We start from the raw sequence: 15,673 nt of genomic DNA, 5'->3' as shown, positions 1-15,673 counted from the left end.
GGACAAGCACTTGATTTCTACCGCTAACATCACCATGCAGTTCGGCTCCAAGCCGCTGTTCGAAAACGTTTCCGTAAAATTCAACAACGGCAACCGCTACGGCCTGATCGGCGCCAACGGTTGCGGCAAGTCGACCTTCATGAAGATCCTTGGCGGCGACCTGGAGCCATCCGGCGGCCAGGTCATGCTCGAGCCGAACACGCGCCTGGGCAAGCTGCGCCAGGACCAGTTCGCCTATGAAGAATTCACCGTGATCGACACCGTGATCATGGGCCACGGCCAGCTGTGGAAGGTCAAGGCCGAGCGCGACCGTATCTATTCGCTGCCAGAAATGACCGAGGAAGACGGCATGGCCGTCGCCGAACTGGAAACCGAATTCGCCGAAATGGACGGCTACACTGCCGAATCCCGCGCCGGCGAACTGCTGCTGGGCCTGGGTATCCCCCTGGAGCAACACTTCGGCCCGATGAGCGAAGTGGCGCCAGGCTGGAAGCTGCGTGTGCTGTTGGCCCAGGCACTGTTCTCGGACCCGGACGTGCTGCTGCTCGACGAACCGACCAACCACCTGGATATCAACACCATCCGCTGGCTGGAAACGATCCTCACGGCGCGTAACAGCACCATGATCATCATTTCCCACGACCGCCACTTCCTCAACAGCGTCTGCACCCACATGGCCGACCTGGACTACGGCGAGCTGCGCCTGTTCCCGGGCAACTATGACGAGTACATGACTGCGGCCACCCAGTCGCGTGAGCAGTTGCTGTCGGACAACGCCAAGAAAAAGGCCCAGATCGCCGAACTGCAGACCTTCGTCAGCCGCTTCTCGGCCAACGCCTCCAAGGCCAAGCAGGCGACTTCGCGCGCCAAGCAGATCGACAAGATCCAGCTGGCCGAGGTGAAGCCTTCCAGCCGTGTCAGCCCGTTCATCCGCTTCGAGCAGACCAAAAAGCTGCACCGCCAGGCGGTAGTGGTCGAGAAGATGGCGAAAGCCTTCGACGACAAGGTGCTGTTCAAGAACTTCGACATTACCGTCGAAGCGGGCGAGCGCGTTGCGATCATCGGCCCCAACGGTATTGGCAAGACTACCCTGCTGCGTACCCTGGTCGGCGAAATGACCCCGGATGCCGGATCGGTGAAATGGACCGACAGTGCCGAAGTGGGCTACTACGCCCAGGACCACGCTCACGACTTTGAAGACGACCTGAGCCTGTTCGACTGGATGGGCCAGTGGACCTCCGGCGAGCAGGTGATTCGCGGCACCCTGGGGCGCATGCTGTTCTCCAACGACGAGATCCTCAAGTCGGTGAAGGTGATCTCCGGTGGTGAGCAAGGCCGGATGCTGTTCGGCAAGCTGATCCTGCAAAAGCCGAACGTGCTGGTGATGGACGAGCCAACCAACCACCTGGACATGGAATCGATCGAGGCGCTGAACCTGGCGCTGGAAAACTATCCGGGCACCTTGTTGTTCGTCAGCCACGACCGTGAGTTCGTGTCGTCGTTGGCCACGCGCATCATCGAGCTGTCGCCCGATGGCGTGGTGGACTTCAGCGGCACCTACGACGATTACCTGCGCAGCCAAGGCGTACTGGTCTGATTGATGGGTAAGGCCTGGCCATTGTGTATGGCTGGGCCCGCCTCTTCGCGGGCTTGCCCGCGAAGATCCCACCGCCAGCCCCACAGCTGACACAACCCGACGAATAATTCGTTAGCCTGCTTTCATTTCCTTCATGTAACAGCCATCATGGGACCACGCCCAACCGGCCGCCCGCGAAAGAGCCCATGACCGCGCAACAACCTGCCCCCGCCAGCAACACGCTGCACATCACTCAGCAGATCCTGTCGATCGTTTTCTACACCTTCATTGCCTTCCTCTGCATCGGCCTGCCGATTGCGGTGCTACCCAGCTACGTGCACGACCAACTGGGCTTTGGTGCAGTGATCGCCGGAGTAACCATTGGCCTGCAATACCTGGCCACCCTGCTCAGCCGCCCGTTTGCCGGGCGCGTTGCAGATACCCGCGGGGGCAAGCAAGCCATCCGTTTCGGCCTGATGGGAATTGCCGGCTGCGGGGTATTGACCCTGCTATCGGCCTGGACGCTGACGCTGCCGCTGCTGAGCCTGGCGCTGCTACTTGTGGGCCGTTTGCTGCTCGGCATCGCCCAAGGGCTGATTGGTGTGGCCACCTTGAGCTGGGGCATCAGCCAGGTCGGCCCCGAACACACCGCCAGGGTGATCTCATGGAACGGCATCGCCTCCTACGGCGCGATTGCGATTGGCGCGCCACTGGGTGTGTTGGCCGTGGATGGGCTGGACTTCAGCGTGTTGGGCCCTGCTTTGCTGGTGCTGGCAACCCTTGCCCTGCTGGTGTTGCGCAAGCGTGCCGACGTGATGGTGGTGCGTGGCGAGCGCCTGCCGTTCTGGTCGGCGTTTGCCCGGGTCGCGCCATGCGGTCTTGGGCTGACCCTGGCCTCGATCGGCTACGGCACGCTGACCACCTTCGTCACCTTGTACTACCTGGAGCGCGGTTGGCTAGGCGCAGCCTGGTGCCTGAGTGCGTTTGGTGTGTGCTTCATCCTTTCGCGTCTGCTGTTCGTCAATGCGGTCAACCGCTTTGGTGGTTACAACGTAGCGGTCGCCTGCATGGCCACTGAAGTACTCGGCCTGAGCTTGCTGTGGCTGGCGCCTTCGCCGGCCTGGGCATTGGTCGGCGCAGGGCTTACCGGTTTCGGGCTGTCGCTGGTATACCCGGCGCTGGGCGTGGAGGCCATCAAGCAGGTCCCCAGCAACAGCCGCGGTGCGGGGCTGGGGGCCTATGCGGTGTTCTTCGATATGGCCCTGGCTATCGCCGGGCCAGTAATGGGCGCAGTAGCCGTGCACCTGGGGTACGCCTCGATCTTCTGCGTGGCGGCCCTGCTCGCCCTGGCCGGGGTGGGTCTAACGCTGTTGCTGTCCCGGCGCGCTCGCAGCGGCTGACCGCTCGGCCAGTTGCGGCGCGCCCAGTGCCTGCCGGAAGAACGCTGCCGTTTCACGTTCCAGCGAATGATGGATATGGCGGCGATCCACGCCCTCGGCGTCTTTGCACAATGCCGGCATCCGCGCGTACTGGTCGGCGTCGCAGTGGGCCATGAACACAAAGTGGCCGGCACCGGCCAACAGGCGGTAATCGGGTGTGACCGGCAGCTTGCGGGCCAGGGCCTCGGCATTGCGGTCCACCGCCACCAGTTGGTCGCTATCACCGCTGTAGATCAGGGCTGGCACTTGAACCCCGGCCAAGGCGTGGCGCCCGAACAGCAGGCTCAGCGGCGCCATCAACATCACCGCCCCTACCCGCTGATCGGCCTGCGCCGCGAGTTCGCTGCGGTCGGCAATCAATATACCGTGGGTCTTGCAGGCGTCTGCGTCGTTCGGGCGCTCCAGGCAATACTGGCGCAGGCGGTCCAAATCCGGGCGTGCGCCGGAAAGGATCAATGCGGTTTCGCCACCCGCCGAATAACCGATCACGCCCACCCTGCCTTCGTCCAGGTAAGGCCCGACCAATGCATCATCGCGGGCTGCGGTGATCGCGGCACTGACTTGCAGCGGCCGGCCATACAGATTGCTCAGAGTGCCCAGCCGACTGTGGTCGCGGGCGTTGTCCCCCGGGTGCACTACCGCCACCACCACGAACCCTCGCCGCGCCAACGAGGTGGCCAGGTAATGCAGCGCCAACGGGCTACCGGTATTGCCGTGGGACAACACCAGTAATGGATACCGGCCCCTGGCGACGGGCGCCTCTTCTGCCACGTCGACTGGATAGCCGTCTATACGGCTGCTACGGGTTTTACCAGTAGCCGGGTAGAACGCCAGCGCTTGCATCGGCCGGCTATCGACTGGGTCGGCCAAGGTCATGTGGTGCAGGCCGGCAACCCACGGCGCAGCTTCGGCATGGGCCAGCAGGCCGCCGAGCAGGACCATCGCCAACAAGCAGCGGGGAACAGTCATCGGCCGGCGGTACCTTGCAGGGCGAAGAGAAAGCCCAGCATAGAGCCGGCCTGGCCTGCGCCGGATGAAAACTGGATGAAACCATCGTTATGCACGTTGCGCGCGCATTCTCTGCATTTGCGCATGGCGTCGAACCCGTGGCATAGATACAGGTCCACGTCTTATGTGACCGTTTCGCGCCAATGAAGGAGATTCATGCATGAGCAAGCCCGCCTACGTGCCACCCAAGGTGTGGCGCAACGAAGCAGCGTCCGGCGGCCAGTTCGCCAGCATCAACCGCCCGGTTGCCGGCCCGACGCACGACAAGGACCTGCCGCTGGGCAAGCACCCGCTGCAGCTGTATTCCTTGGCCACACCCAATGGCGTCAAGGTCACCATTGCCCTTGAAGAGCTGCTTGCCCTGGGCCATACCGCCGCCGAGTACGATGCCTGGCTGATCCGCATTGGCGAGGGCGACCAGTTTTCTAGCGGTTTTGTCCAGGTCAACCCCAACTCGAAGATCCCTGCCCTGCTCGACCGCAGCGTCGAACCGCCTGTGCGGGTATTCGAATCGGGGTCGATCCTGCTGTACCTTGCGGACAAGTTCGGCGCACTGCTGCCAAAATCACCAGCAGCACGGACCGAGAGCCTGAACTGGCTGTTCTGGCAAATGGGCGCAGCACCTTACCTGGGTGGTGGCTTTGGTCACTTCTACGTGTACGCCCCGGAAAAATTCGAGTACGCCATCAACCGCTTCACCATGGAGGCCAAGCGCCAACTGGATGTGCTCGACCGCCGGCTGGCCGAGAGCCGTTATCTGGGCGGGGATGAGTACAGCATTGCCGATATCGCCGTGTGGCCGTGGTATGGCCAGTTGGTGCGCGGCAACCTGTATGACGCGGCGCAGTTCCTGGCAGTGGACGAGTACCCCAACGTGCAGCGCTGGGCAGAGGAAATTGCCCAGCGCCCTGCAGTGCAGCGTGGCACCAGGGTCAACCGTACCTGGGGAGATGAAGACAGCCAGGTGCCGGAGCGCCATTCAGCCACAGACCTGGCCGATTAGCGCGGACCGTGTGGGAGTGCCCTTTCGCGACACAAGGCCGCTCCCACAAGGGGGCGCCTGGTGCCTGACAATGCCCCCCTGCATAAAACCATTTGCCCCCGCGCAAACCTGCGTCCGCCAAGCCCTTCTTGTACACTCCTCGCACTAGCCCCCACCTGCACAATTTTTTTGGTGAACGCATGATCGAGGTAACCGAGGTTTCCATTGCCGAGCTGCGCGACGCGCTCGAGTCGGGCCGCACGACGGCGGTCGAGCTGGTCAAGGCCTACCTGGCGCGCATCGACGCCTATGATGGCGCCGACACCGCCACCGCCCTGAACGCTGTCGTGGTACGCAACCCCGAGGCGCTCAAAGAAGCCGAGGCCTCCGACGCCCGCCGCGCCCAAGGCCAGGTCCTGAGCCCGCTGGATGGCATCCCCTACACCGCCAAGGACAGCTACCTGGTCAAAGGCCTGACCGCCGCTTCGGGCAGCCCTGCCTTCAAGGACCTGGTCGCCCAACGCGACGCTTTCACCATCGAGCGCTTGCGCGCCGCGGGTGCCGTGTGCCTTGGCAAGACCAACATGCCGCCCATGGCCAACGGTGGCATGCAGCGCGGCGTGTATGGCCGCGCCGAAAGCCCGTACAACCCCAACTTCCTGACTGCGCCCTTCGCCTCGGGCTCGTCCAACGGTGCCGGCACCGCCACCGCCGCCAGCTTCAGTGCCTTCGGCCTGGCCGAGGAAACCTGGTCCAGCGGCCGTGGGCCGGCGTCCAACAATGGCTTGTGCGCCTACACCCCATCGCGCGGCGTGATTTCGGTACGTGGAAACTGGCCGCTGACCCCGACCATGGACGTGGTTGTCCCTTACGCGCGCACCATGGCCGACCTGCTGGAAATCCTCGATGTGGTGGTGGCCGATGACGCTGACAAGCGCGGCGACCTGTGGCGCCTGCAGCCCTGGGTACCGATCCCGGCGGCATCGACTGTGCGCCCTGCCTCTTACCTGGACCTGGCAGTGGATGCCAGCGCACTCAAGGGCAAACGCTTTGGCGTACCGCGCATGTACATCAATGCCGATACCGAAGCGGGCACCTCCGAAAAACCAGGCATCGGCGGCCCGACTGGCCAACGCATCAACACCCGCGCCACTGTGATCGACTTGTGGCAAGAAGCACGTCAGGCCCTGGAAGCGGCCGGCGCCGAAGTGCTGGAAGTGGACTTTCCGCTGGTGTCCAACTGCGAGGGCGACCGCCCGGGCGCACCGACCGTTTACAACCGCGGCATCGTCAGCAAAGAGTTCCTCCATGACGAGCTGTGGGAGCTGTCGGGCTGGGCCTTTGACGACTTCCTGCGTGCCAACGGCGACCCAAAGCTTAACCGCCTGGCCGATGTTGATGGCCCACAGATCTTCCCCCACGACCCGGGCACCCTGCCCAACCGTGAGGACGACCTGGCCGCCGGCATGGACGAGTACGTCAACATGGCCAAGCGCGGCCTGAAGACCTGGGACCAGATCGAGACCGTGCCTGATGGCCTGCGCGGCCTGGAGCACACCCGCAAGCTGGACCTGGAAGACTGGATGGACAACCTGGGCCTGGACGCGGTGTTGTTCCCGACAGTGGCCGATGTGGGCCCGGCCGATGCCGACGTCAACCCGGCATCGGCAGACATCGCCTGGAGCAACGGTATCTGGGTGGCCAACGGCAACCTGGCGATCCGTCACCTGGGTGTACCGACCGTCACCGTGCCAATGGGCGTGATGGCCGATATCGGCATGCCGGTGGGGCTGACCTTTGCCGGGCGGGCTTACAGTGACAATGCATTGTTGAGCTTTGGTGCAGCCTTCGAGGCGACTGGCTCGCGCCGGATGATTCCGCCGCGCACCCCGGCTCTGGGCTGACTTTTACAAGGGCCGCTTTGCGGCCCATCGCCGGCAAGCCAGCTCCTACAGGAAGCTGCAAATCTCAAGGGTTGTGCAGTACCTGTGGGAGCTGGCTTGCCGGCGATGGGCCGGTAGAACCACCACAGATCGCACAATTCAACTTTATGTGTAAAAATACACAAAACGTTGATATTGCGATCTGCCATGCCTATCACCCCCGGCGAAGAACGCCACCTCACCCTCACAGTGCTCAAGGCTGCCATCCAGGCCCTGGGCAGCGTTGCCGCACGCAACATGGAAATTCTCCTGCACGACCTTGACCACCCGGAACATTCCGTGGTAGCGATCGTCAACGGTCACCTCTCCGGCCGCAGCGTCGGCAGCCCGATCCTCGCCGCCCCAGAGCAGGACCAAGGCTTCAAGGCACTGATGCAGGCCTCAGCCGACCAGCACGGCAGCGAGCCGGTGGTACTGCCCGACTACCCCACCACACTCAAGGGCCGCACCCTGCGCAGCGCCACCGCGATCTTTCGCGACAGCACCGGCCACCCCTTCGCCAGCCTCTGCGTCAACACCGACGTCACCGGCCTGGACGCCGCCATGAGCTTTCTCCAGCAGTTCCAACCGCTGGGGGCCACGCCTGCCGTCAGCGAACCCGCCGACATGGAACTGCTGATGAGCGAGATCATCCAGGCTTCCCTGCAACGTAGCGGCCAAGGCCGAATGAACAAACAGGCCAAGGTCGAAGCCGTGCGGGTCATGCAGGAGCGCGGCCTGTTCATCGTCAAAGGCGGCGTGGAAAAGGCCGCAAGTGCCCTCGGCGTAACCCGCTACACCATTTACAACTACCTTGAACAATTACGCGGAACCACCCAATGACCTTGCATATCCACACCCCCCTGATCGAATCTCGTTCCATATCGTTGGCCGCGGGCCGAAACATCTGGCTCAAGCTCGATGCCCTGCAACCTTGCGGCTCGTTCAAGCTGCGCGGCGTCGGCCACGCCTGCGAAGTGCATCAGGCCCGTGGCGCCCAGCAGTTCATTTCTTCCTCGGGCGGCAACGCCGGCCTGGCAGTAGCGTATGCGGGGCGCAAGCTGGGTGTGCCGGTGACCGTTGTAGTTCCCGAGACCACCACCGAGCGGGCCAAGGAGTTGCTGCGCCTGGAAGACGCCAACGTGGTGGTGCATGGCAGCTCCTGGCAAGAGGCCAACGCCCTGGCGCAGACCTTGGTGGGGCCGAATGATGCGTTCATCCACCCGTTTGACGACCCGCTGCTGTGGGCCGGGCATGCCAGCCTGATCGATGAGGTCGCCGAAGCAGGCGTGAAACCGGACGCCGTGGTGCTGTCGGTGGGCGGTGGCGGGTTGCTCAGCGGCGTGGTCCAGGGGCTGCAGCGCAATGGTTGGGGGGATGTCCCGGTGCTGGCGGTGGAAACCCACGGCGCCGCGTCGCTGCATGCGGCCATGCAGGCGGGGCATTCGGTCGAGCTGGAGCGCATCGCTTCGGTGGCGACGTCGCTGGGGGCAAAGCGGGTAGCCGATCAGGCGCTGGCCTGCGCTCAGCAACACCCGGTGCACAGCCACCTGGTCAGCGATCGCGCGGCGCTGGAGGCCTGCGAGCGGTTCCTGCTGGACCACCGCGTGCTGGTCGAACCGGCGTGTGGAGCGGCGTTGGCATTGGCGTATGCGCCGGGCGCCCTGGCGCAATACCAGAATGTGCTGGTGGTGGTTTGTGGTGGGGCTACTGCAACGCTGGAGCAGATTCACGCGTGGTTGCAGCAAGCTGATTGAGGCTGCCGCCCGTCGGTGGTGATTACGACAGTCACATGCGCCTGTTCTACTGAGCCCGCCGCAACCGGAAAAATGCCCTCGCAACGGCGTCAACCCTGACGAAATGCGTATCGCACCCTTTCGGTCTGCGGCAAGTGAAGGCACAATGCGTGTCCTTTTTTTGGCCGGCCTGGCCGGGGGCCTTTAAATGATCAAGACGCCGTATTACCTCATCGACAAAACCAAGCTGCTCAGCAACATGCAGAAGATCGCCTACGTGCGTGAACACTCCGGTGCCAAGGCGCTGCTTGCCCTCAAGTGCTTCGCTACCTGGTCGGTGTTCGACCTGATGCAGCAGTACATGGACGGCACCACCTCGTCCTCGCTTTTCGAGCTCAAGCTCGGCCGCCAGAAGTTCGCCGGCGAAACCCACGCCTACAGCGTGGCCTGGGCCGACGACGAGGTCGAGGAAATGCTCGAGAACTGCGACAAGATCATCTTCAACTCGATCGGCCAGCTGCAGCGCTTTGCCGAACAGTCCGAAGGCAAGGTACGCGGCCTGCGCGTCAACCCGCAGGTCAGCAGCTCCGACTACCTGCTCGCCGACCCGGCACGTCCGTTCAGCCGCCTGGGCGAATGGGACCCTGCCAAGATCGAGCAGGTGATCGAACAGATCTCCGGTTTCATGTTCCACAACAACTGCGAGAACGGCGACTTCGGCCTGTTCGACAAGATGCTCACGCACATCGAAGAGCGCTTCGGTCACCTGCTGCACAAGGTCGAGTGGGTCAGCCTCGGTGGCGGCATCCACTTCACCGGTGAAGACTATGCGGTAGACGCCTTCTGCGCGCGCCTCAAAGCCTTCTCGGAGAAATACGGCGTGCAGGTGTACCTGGAGCCGGGCGAAGCAGCCATCACCAACAGCGCCTCGCTGGAAGTGACCGTGCTCGACACCCTGTACAACGGCAAGCACCTGGCCGTGGTCGACAGCTCGATCGAAGCGCACCTGCTCGACCTGCTGATCTACCGCCTCAACGCCAAGATGGCCCCCAACGACGGCGAGCACACCTACATGGTCTGCGGCAAGTCGTGCCTGGCCGGTGACATCTTCGGCGAGTACCAATTCGATCGCCCGTTGGCCATTGGCGATCGCCTGTCGTTCATCGACACGGCGGGTTACACCATGGTCAAGAAAAACTGGTTCAACGGTCTGAAGATGCCATCCATCGTGGTCAAGCAACTCGACGGCAGCGTCGAAGTCGTCCGCGAGTTCGGTTTCGAAGACTACGTTTCCAGCCTGTCGTAAGGCCGGCTTTCCAAGTAAGGAGCAAAAGGTAAATTGAAGAAGAACGTTCTTATCATTGGTGCAGGAGGTGTCGCCAAGGTGGTGGCCCACAAGTGCGCGCAGCATAACGACGAACTGGGTCGTATCGCTATCGCGTCACGGAACATCTCCAAATGCCAGGCCATCATCGACAGCGTCAAGGCCAAGGGTAGCCTCAAGGTACCCGCCGACATCCAGGCCTTCTCGCTCAATGCCCTCGATGTCGAGGCAACCAAGGCGCTGATCCGCGAGACCGAATCGCAGATCGTGATCAACGTAGGTTCCGCCTTCCTCAACATGTCGGTGCTGCGTGCCTGCATCGATACGGGTGTCGCCTATCTGGACACCGCCATCCACGAAGAGCCGGGCAAGATTTGCGAGACCCCGCCGTGGTACGGCAACTACGAGTGGAAACACCTCGAAGAGTGCCAGGCAAAGAACATTACCGCCATTCTCGGCGTCGGTTTCGACCCGGGTGTGGTGAACAGCTACGCCAAGCTGGCGCAGCAGCAGTATTTCGACAGCATTGATTCGATCGACATTCTCGACGTCAATGCCGGTTCGCATGGCAAGTACTTTGCCACCAACTTCGACCCGGAAATCAACTTCCGCGAGTTCACCGGTCAAGTGTGGAGCTGGCAGAACAGCCAGTGGACCAGCAACACCATGTTCGAGGTCAAGCGTACTGACGACCTGCCAGTAGTAGGCTCGCAGAACCTTTACCTGACCGGCCACGACGAAGTTCACTCGATTTCGAAGAACCTCAACGTGCCGAACGTGCGTTTCTGGATGAGCTTTGGCGAGCACTACATCAATGTGTTCACCGTGCTGAAAAACCTGGGCCTGCTCAGCGAGCAACCGGTAAAAACCGCCGAAGGCCTGGAAGTGGTACCGCTGAAAGTGGTCAAGGCCGTGCTGCCAGACCCAGCCTCGCTGGCCCCTGGCTACACCGGCAAGACCTGCATCGGTGACCTGGTCAAAGGCACCAAGGATGGCCAGCCGCGCGAAGTGTTCATCTACAACGTGGCAGACCACGAAGAAGCCTACGCCGAGACCGACAGCCAAGGCATTTCCTACACCGCCGGTGTACCGCCAGTGGCCGCCGCCCTGCTGGTTGCCCGTGGCGAATGGGATGCCAAGCGCATGGTCAACGTCGAGGAGCTGCCAGCCGAGCCGTTCCTCAAGGCGCTGGACGTGATGGGCCTGCCGACCCGCGTCAAAGATGAAAAAGGCGATCGTCCTTGGGACGCTGAAGCCTAAGCAACAAACAGAAGGGGCGCCACATGGCGCCCCTTCTGCTTTTGCAGGCCCGGCCTTTTCGCGGGCTCGCCCGCTCCGACAGGTAACGTGCTTCTTCAGGCCTGTAGCGATCCTGTGGGAGCGGGCAAGCCCGCGAAGAGGCCAGTGCAGGACTAGACCCTACTTCCGCGCCTCCAGAATCAGGTTGAACGGCGTCTGCGTCGCCCGCCGGAAGCGGCTGAACCCCGCTTCCTCGAACACCGCCCGCAAGCGCGCCTCTCCAGCTTGTGCCCCCAGCCCCAGGCCCACCTCCTGCGACAGCGAATTCGGCGTGCAGATGAAGGTAGACGCGGCATAGAACAAGCGCCCGACCGGCGTCAGGTTGCCGTCCAGCGAATCCTCGGCATAAGGCTCTACCAGCATCACCGTGCCGTCAGCCTTCAACGCACGATAGGCATGCTTGGCAGCCCCCACCGGGTCGCCCATGTCGTGCAGGCAATCGAAGAAGCACACCAGGTCATGGTCATGCCCTGGGTAATCCTTTGCGCTGGCCTGCTTGAAGCTTACCCGCTCTGCCAGCCCCGCCTCACGCGCGCGCGCGTTGGCGGTGGTAATGGAAGGTCCGTGGTAGTCGTAGCCGACGAAGGTCGACGCTGGAAATGCCTGGGCCATGACCAGCGTCGAAGCACCATGCCCGCAGCCTACATCCGCGACCTTGGCGCCCGCCTGTAGCTTGGCCACCACACCCTCGAGCGCCGGCAACCATTCAGCTACCAGAAACGTACGGTAGCCCGGCCGGAAAAACCGCTCGGTACCGCTGAACATGCACGGGTGGTGGTCCCCCCAGGCCAACCCGCCATTACCGCGCATGGCCGCGATCAGCTTGTCTTTGTCATGAAACAGCGCGGCAATCACTGCTGCACCACCGGCCATGTAAGCCGGGGAGTCCTCCAGCGCCAAGGCCATGGCCTGCGCTTCGGGTAGCACAAAAAAGCCTTTGTCGTGCTCCATGTAACCCGCAGCGGCCTGGGCGTTCAGCCATTCGCGCACCAGGCGTGGATGGCAGCCGGTTTTTTCCGCCAGCGCTTCGGGGGTAGTCGGCTGGCTGTCGGCCATGGCTCGGTACAGCCCCAGTTCGTCGCCCAGGATAACATTGGCCAGGGTCGCCGCTGCGCCCATGTCGCCCACCAACTTGCCCATGAAATCGTGAAGCCTTGCCTCGTCCATGACCTGCCCTCCTCTGCAAGAAGGCCATCGCCAGCGAGGGAACACTGCTCCGGGGAGGCGGTGGTCGGTTCAAGGGTTTGCGCTCGCCCTACAGCGCGTTACCGCGAGCACTCGATAAGTCTAGATCTTCTGCACATACGCGACGAGATACCGTCCTCATAGCGGCTGAATCACTCCTTCAGGTAACAATTCCTAAACAACACTGTGACATTTTTTTTCAGCTGTCTTATCAAGGAGCGGAAAGATGAAAGTCACGGTCTTCGGTACCGGCTACGTTGGCCTCACCCAGGCAGTGTGCCTGGCCCAGGTGGGGCATTCGGTGTTGTGCATGGATGTCGACGCCGAGCGGGTCGCCACCCTCAATGACGGTCATTGCCCGTTCTTCGAGCCGGGCCTTGCGCCGCTGCTGGAGAAAAACCTGGCCTGCGGCCGCCTGCGTTTCACCACCGATGCCCGGGCAGCAGTCCACTACGCCAAGCTGCAGTTCATCGCAGTCGGCACACCGCCACAAGCCGATGGCAGCGCCGACCTGAAGCACGTTTTTGCCGTGGTCGACAGCATCCTCGAACATGCTGATGGCGCCAGGGTGATCGTCAACAAATCCACCGCGCCGGTCGGCACGGTGCACCGCATCAAGTTGCGAATAGCCCAGGCTGTCGCCGACACCAGTCGTTTCCAGGTAATCAGCAACCCGGAGTTTCTCAAGGAAGGCTCTGCCGTGGACGATTGCATGCGTCCGGATCGCATCATCATCGGCGGCGCCGAACAGGCCGAAGTGGAGTTGCTGCGCGAACTGTACCTGCCGTTCAGCCGCAACCGCGAAAAACTCATGGTCATGGATGCACGCAGCGCCGAGCTGACCAAATACGCGGCCAACTGCATGCTGGCGACCAAGATCTCCTTCATCAACGAAATCGCCAACCTGGCCGAGCACCTGGGGGCCGATATCGAAATGGTCCGCCGTGGCATCGGCTCCGACCCGCGCATCGGTTACGACTTCATCTACGCCGGGTGCGGCTTTGGCGGCTCGTGCTTCCCCAAAGACCTGCAAGCCCTGCGCCGCAGCGCCGAGGCTGAAGGCTTCGAGCCGCAGTTGCTGCGTGCGGTGGAGTCGGTCAACGAACATCAGAAGGGCCGGCTGTTCAGCAAGATCCAGCGGCATTATCCCGATGGCCTGCGGGGCAAGGTGTTTGCCTTGTGGGGGTTGTCGTTCAAGCCCAACACCAATGACATCCGTGAAGCCTCCAGCCGGGTCTTGCTGGAAGCGCTGTGGGCTGCTGGCGCGCGAGTACAGGCCCACGACCCGCAGGCGATGGAAGAAATCCAGCGGCACTACGGCCGGCGCGCCGACCTGCAACTGGTGCCCTGCAAGGACGATGCACTGGAGGGCGCCGATGCGCTGGTAATCGTCACCGAATGGCAGGATTACCGCGTGCTCAACCTGGACAAGGTACCGCAACAGTTGGCCGACCGGGTGGTGTTCGACGGGCGCAACCTGTTCGAGCCCAAACACATGGCCGCCGCCGGCCTGACTTACTACGGTATCGGCCGCGGCCAGGTGCAGCCAGATCGGCCGTGGCCAGCCGGACGCTAAGGCGCAGGAGGTTCCAGCTGCAGCACCTCGTTGGTATACGCCCACTCCTTCTGTACCTGGTCCGGGTGGTCATTCAGGCGGGTGCCATAGGACGGGATGATCTGCTTGATCTTCGCCTGCCACTCGGGCGAGGCCACCTTGTCCTTGAACACCTTGTTCAGCACATCGAGCATGATTGGCGCCGCAGTCGAGGCGCCGGGCGAGGCCCCCAACAAGCCGGCAATGCTGCCGTCCCTGGACGTCACCACTTCGGTACCGAGCTTGAGCACGCCACCGAGTGCCTCGTCCTTCTTGATGATCTGTACACGCTGCCCCGCCTGCCACAACCGCCAGTCTTCCTTCTTGGCCTCGGGGAAGTAGGTGCGCAGCGCTTCGAAGCGGTCATTGTCAGATTGCAGCACCTGACCGATCAGGTACTGCACCAGGTCAAACTCGCGTACCCCGACCCGCACCATCGGCCAGGCGTTGTGCACGCTGGTACTGGCAAGCAGGTCGAGCAGCGAGCCTTGCTTGAGGAACTTGGTCGAGAAGGTGGCGAACGGCCCGAACAGGATCATGCGCTTGCCATCGAGCACCCGGGTGTCCAGGTGCGGCACCGACATGGGCGGCGCACCGGTGGCGGCGATGCCATAGGCCTTGGCCATGTGCCGCTGGGCGATGGCGGGGTTGTCGGTGACCAGGAACGAACCGCCGACCGGGAAACCGGCATAGTCCTTGGCTTCGTCGATGCCCGACTTCTGCAGCAGGGGTAACGCCGCACCGCCGGCACCAATGAACAGGAACTTGGCGTCGGTGGCTGCCTTGCTGCCATCTTTGAGGTTTTTGTACTCGACATGCCAGGAACCGTCGTCGTTGCGGGTGATTTCCTGCACTTCGCTAGACAGCTTGAGGTCGAAGTTGGGCCGGGTTTGCAAGTAGCCCACATATTGCCGGGTAATCTCGCCAAAGTTGACATCGGTGCCAATCGGCGTCCAGGTTACTGCCAGTTTCTGGTTGGGGTCGCGCCCCTCCATCATCAACGGTACCCATTTGCGGATCTGCTCATGGTCCTCGGAGTACTGCATGGGCTTGAACAACGGGCTGGCCTGCAGCGCCTCGTAGCGCTTTTTCAGGAAGCGGATGTTGTCGTCACCCCAGACGAAACTCATGTGGGGCGTGGTGTTGATAAATGAATGCGGGTTCTTCAACACCCCCTGCTTCACCTGCCAGGCCAGGAACTGGCGGGTGACCTGAAACGACTCGTTGATCTCCACCGCCTTGCTGATGTCGATCTTGCCGTCTTTTTCCGGGGTGTAGTTGAGTTCGGCAAGGGCCGAGTGGCCGGTGCCTGCGTTGTTCCAGCCGTTGGAGCTTTCTTCAGCCACCTTGTCCAGGCGTTCGACCATCTCCATGGACCAGCCTGGCTCCAGCTCGTTGAGCCAGACCGCCAGGGTGGAACTCATGATGCCGCCGCCCACCAGCATGACATCGACCTTTCTGGTTTCCGCGGCCTGGGCGTTGAGCATGCCAAAGGCCAAGGCCAGCCCGGCCAACGCCAGCTCCGGCTTCAGGGTGATTTTCATAACCTTTTCCGCGCCTCGTTGCTATCCGAAAGTCCAGCCTCAAGCTTAGCTGACGGATTTAGTC

At 62.5% G+C, this 15,673-nt stretch carries 12 protein-coding genes; 9 read left to right on the top strand and 3 right to left on the bottom strand.

Annotation, left to right across the window (positions count from 1 at the left end; genetic code table 11):
- Positions 1-10: 10 nt before the first annotated feature.
- On the top strand, positions 11-1,597 hold the full coding sequence (locus tag N805_RS06155; protein WP_012272468.1) for an ABC-F family ATPase: 1,587 nt from the start codon (positions 11-13) through the stop codon (positions 1,595-1,597).
- Positions 1,598-1,782: 185 nt separating this feature from the next.
- Entirely contained in the window at positions 1,783-2,976 is a 1,194-nt protein-coding gene (locus N805_RS06150) for an MFS transporter (RefSeq protein ID WP_019471581.1), read from the top strand.
- Here N805_RS06150 and N805_RS06145 read toward each other — a convergent pair.
- Complete coding sequence (locus N805_RS06145; protein WP_019471580.1) at positions 2,938-3,984, bottom strand: alpha/beta hydrolase family protein; 1,047 nt, start codon at positions 3,982-3,984, stop codon at positions 2,938-2,940. The genes N805_RS06150 and N805_RS06145 overlap by 39 nt on opposite strands.
- A 199-nt stretch (positions 3,985-4,183) precedes the next feature.
- Here N805_RS06145 and yghU point away from each other — a divergent pair, with 199 nt between their 5' ends.
- The 6 genes from yghU to N805_RS06115 all read left to right on the top strand — a co-directional run bounded on the left by yghU (position 4,184) and on the right by N805_RS06115 (position 11,247).
- Positions 4,184-5,026 carry a glutathione-dependent disulfide-bond oxidoreductase gene (gene yghU, locus N805_RS06140; RefSeq protein ID WP_019471579.1) on the top strand — a complete coding sequence of 281 codons (843 nt, stop codon included), beginning with the start codon at positions 4,184-4,186 and terminating at the stop codon, positions 5,024-5,026.
- A gap of 179 nt (positions 5,027-5,205) precedes the next feature.
- Positions 5,206-6,909: an amidase gene (locus tag N805_RS06135; RefSeq protein ID WP_019471578.1), complete on the top strand. Its 1,704-nt coding sequence runs from the start codon at positions 5,206-5,208 to the stop codon at positions 6,907-6,909.
- 186 nt (positions 6,910-7,095) lie between these two features.
- On the top strand, positions 7,096-7,770 hold the full coding sequence (locus tag N805_RS06130) for a helix-turn-helix transcriptional regulator (protein ID WP_019471577.1): 675 nt from the start codon (positions 7,096-7,098) through the stop codon (positions 7,768-7,770).
- Positions 7,767-8,684 carry a pyridoxal-phosphate dependent enzyme gene (locus N805_RS06125; protein WP_019471576.1) on the top strand — a complete coding sequence of 306 codons (918 nt, stop codon included), beginning with the start codon at positions 7,767-7,769 and terminating at the stop codon, positions 8,682-8,684. Before N805_RS06130 ends, N805_RS06125 begins: the two co-directional genes overlap by 4 nt.
- Positions 8,685-8,871: 187 nt before the next feature.
- A complete protein-coding gene (locus N805_RS06120; RefSeq protein ID WP_019471575.1) occupies positions 8,872-9,969 on the top strand; it encodes a carboxynorspermidine decarboxylase in 1,098 nt (365 codons plus the stop codon).
- A gap of 33 nt (positions 9,970-10,002) precedes the next feature.
- On the top strand, positions 10,003-11,247 hold the full coding sequence (locus N805_RS06115; RefSeq protein WP_003248123.1) for a saccharopine dehydrogenase family protein: 1,245 nt from the start codon (positions 10,003-10,005) through the stop codon (positions 11,245-11,247).
- Positions 11,248-11,406: 159 nt separating this feature from the next.
- Here N805_RS06115 and N805_RS06110 read toward each other — a convergent pair whose 3' ends face one another.
- A complete protein-coding gene (locus tag N805_RS06110) occupies positions 11,407-12,453 on the bottom strand; it encodes a class I SAM-dependent methyltransferase (protein ID WP_019471574.1) in 1,047 nt (348 codons plus the stop codon).
- 244 nt (positions 12,454-12,697) lie between these two features.
- Here N805_RS06110 and N805_RS06105 point away from each other — a divergent pair, with 244 nt between their 5' ends.
- Positions 12,698-14,047 (top strand): UDP-glucose dehydrogenase family protein, encoded by a 1,350-nt coding sequence (locus tag N805_RS06105; RefSeq protein ID WP_019471573.1) that lies wholly within the window; start codon positions 12,698-12,700, stop codon positions 14,045-14,047.
- On the opposite strand, the gene mqo is transcribed toward N805_RS06105, so the two are convergent.
- The gene (gene mqo / locus N805_RS06100; protein ID WP_019471572.1) at positions 14,044-15,609 is read right to left on the bottom strand and encodes a malate dehydrogenase (quinone); all 1,566 of its coding nucleotides are present in this window, start codon (positions 15,607-15,609) and stop codon (positions 14,044-14,046) included. The genes N805_RS06105 and mqo overlap by 4 nt on opposite strands.
- Positions 15,610-15,673: the final 64 nt, after the last annotated feature.

Source organism: Pseudomonas putida S13.1.2 (assembly GCF_000498395.2).
Taxonomy (GTDB): Bacteria; Pseudomonadota; Gammaproteobacteria; order Pseudomonadales; family Pseudomonadaceae; genus Aquipseudomonas; species Aquipseudomonas putida_Q.
This window is presented reverse-complemented; position numbering and strand designations above follow the sequence as displayed.

Excerpts from the sequence above, each read along its gene's own strand:
- yghU (WP_019471579.1), top strand. The coding sequence starts at position 4,184 with ATGAGCAAGCCCGCCTACGTGCCACCCAAGGTGTGGCGCAACGAAGCA.
- N805_RS06105 (WP_019471573.1), top strand. The coding sequence starts at position 12,698 with ATGAAAGTCACGGTCTTCGGTACCGGCTACGTTGGCCTCACCCAGGCA.
- mqo (WP_019471572.1), bottom strand. The coding sequence starts at position 15,609 with ATGAAAATCACCCTGAAGCCGGAGCTGGCGTTGGCCGGGCTGGCCTTG.
- N805_RS06110 (WP_019471574.1), bottom strand. The coding sequence starts at position 12,453 with ATGGACGAGGCAAGGCTTCACGATTTCATGGGCAAGTTGGTGGGCGAC.
- N805_RS06145 (WP_019471580.1), bottom strand. The coding sequence starts at position 3,984 with ATGACTGTTCCCCGCTGCTTGTTGGCGATGGTCCTGCTCGGCGGCCTG.
- N805_RS06130 (WP_019471577.1), top strand. The coding sequence starts at position 7,096 with ATGCCTATCACCCCCGGCGAAGAACGCCACCTCACCCTCACAGTGCTC.
- N805_RS06125 (WP_019471576.1), top strand. The coding sequence starts at position 7,767 with ATGACCTTGCATATCCACACCCCCCTGATCGAATCTCGTTCCATATCG.
- N805_RS06150 (WP_019471581.1), top strand. The coding sequence starts at position 1,783 with ATGACCGCGCAACAACCTGCCCCCGCCAGCAACACGCTGCACATCACT.
- N805_RS06120 (WP_019471575.1), top strand. The coding sequence starts at position 8,872 with ATGATCAAGACGCCGTATTACCTCATCGACAAAACCAAGCTGCTCAGC.
- N805_RS06135 (WP_019471578.1), top strand. The coding sequence starts at position 5,206 with ATGATCGAGGTAACCGAGGTTTCCATTGCCGAGCTGCGCGACGCGCTC.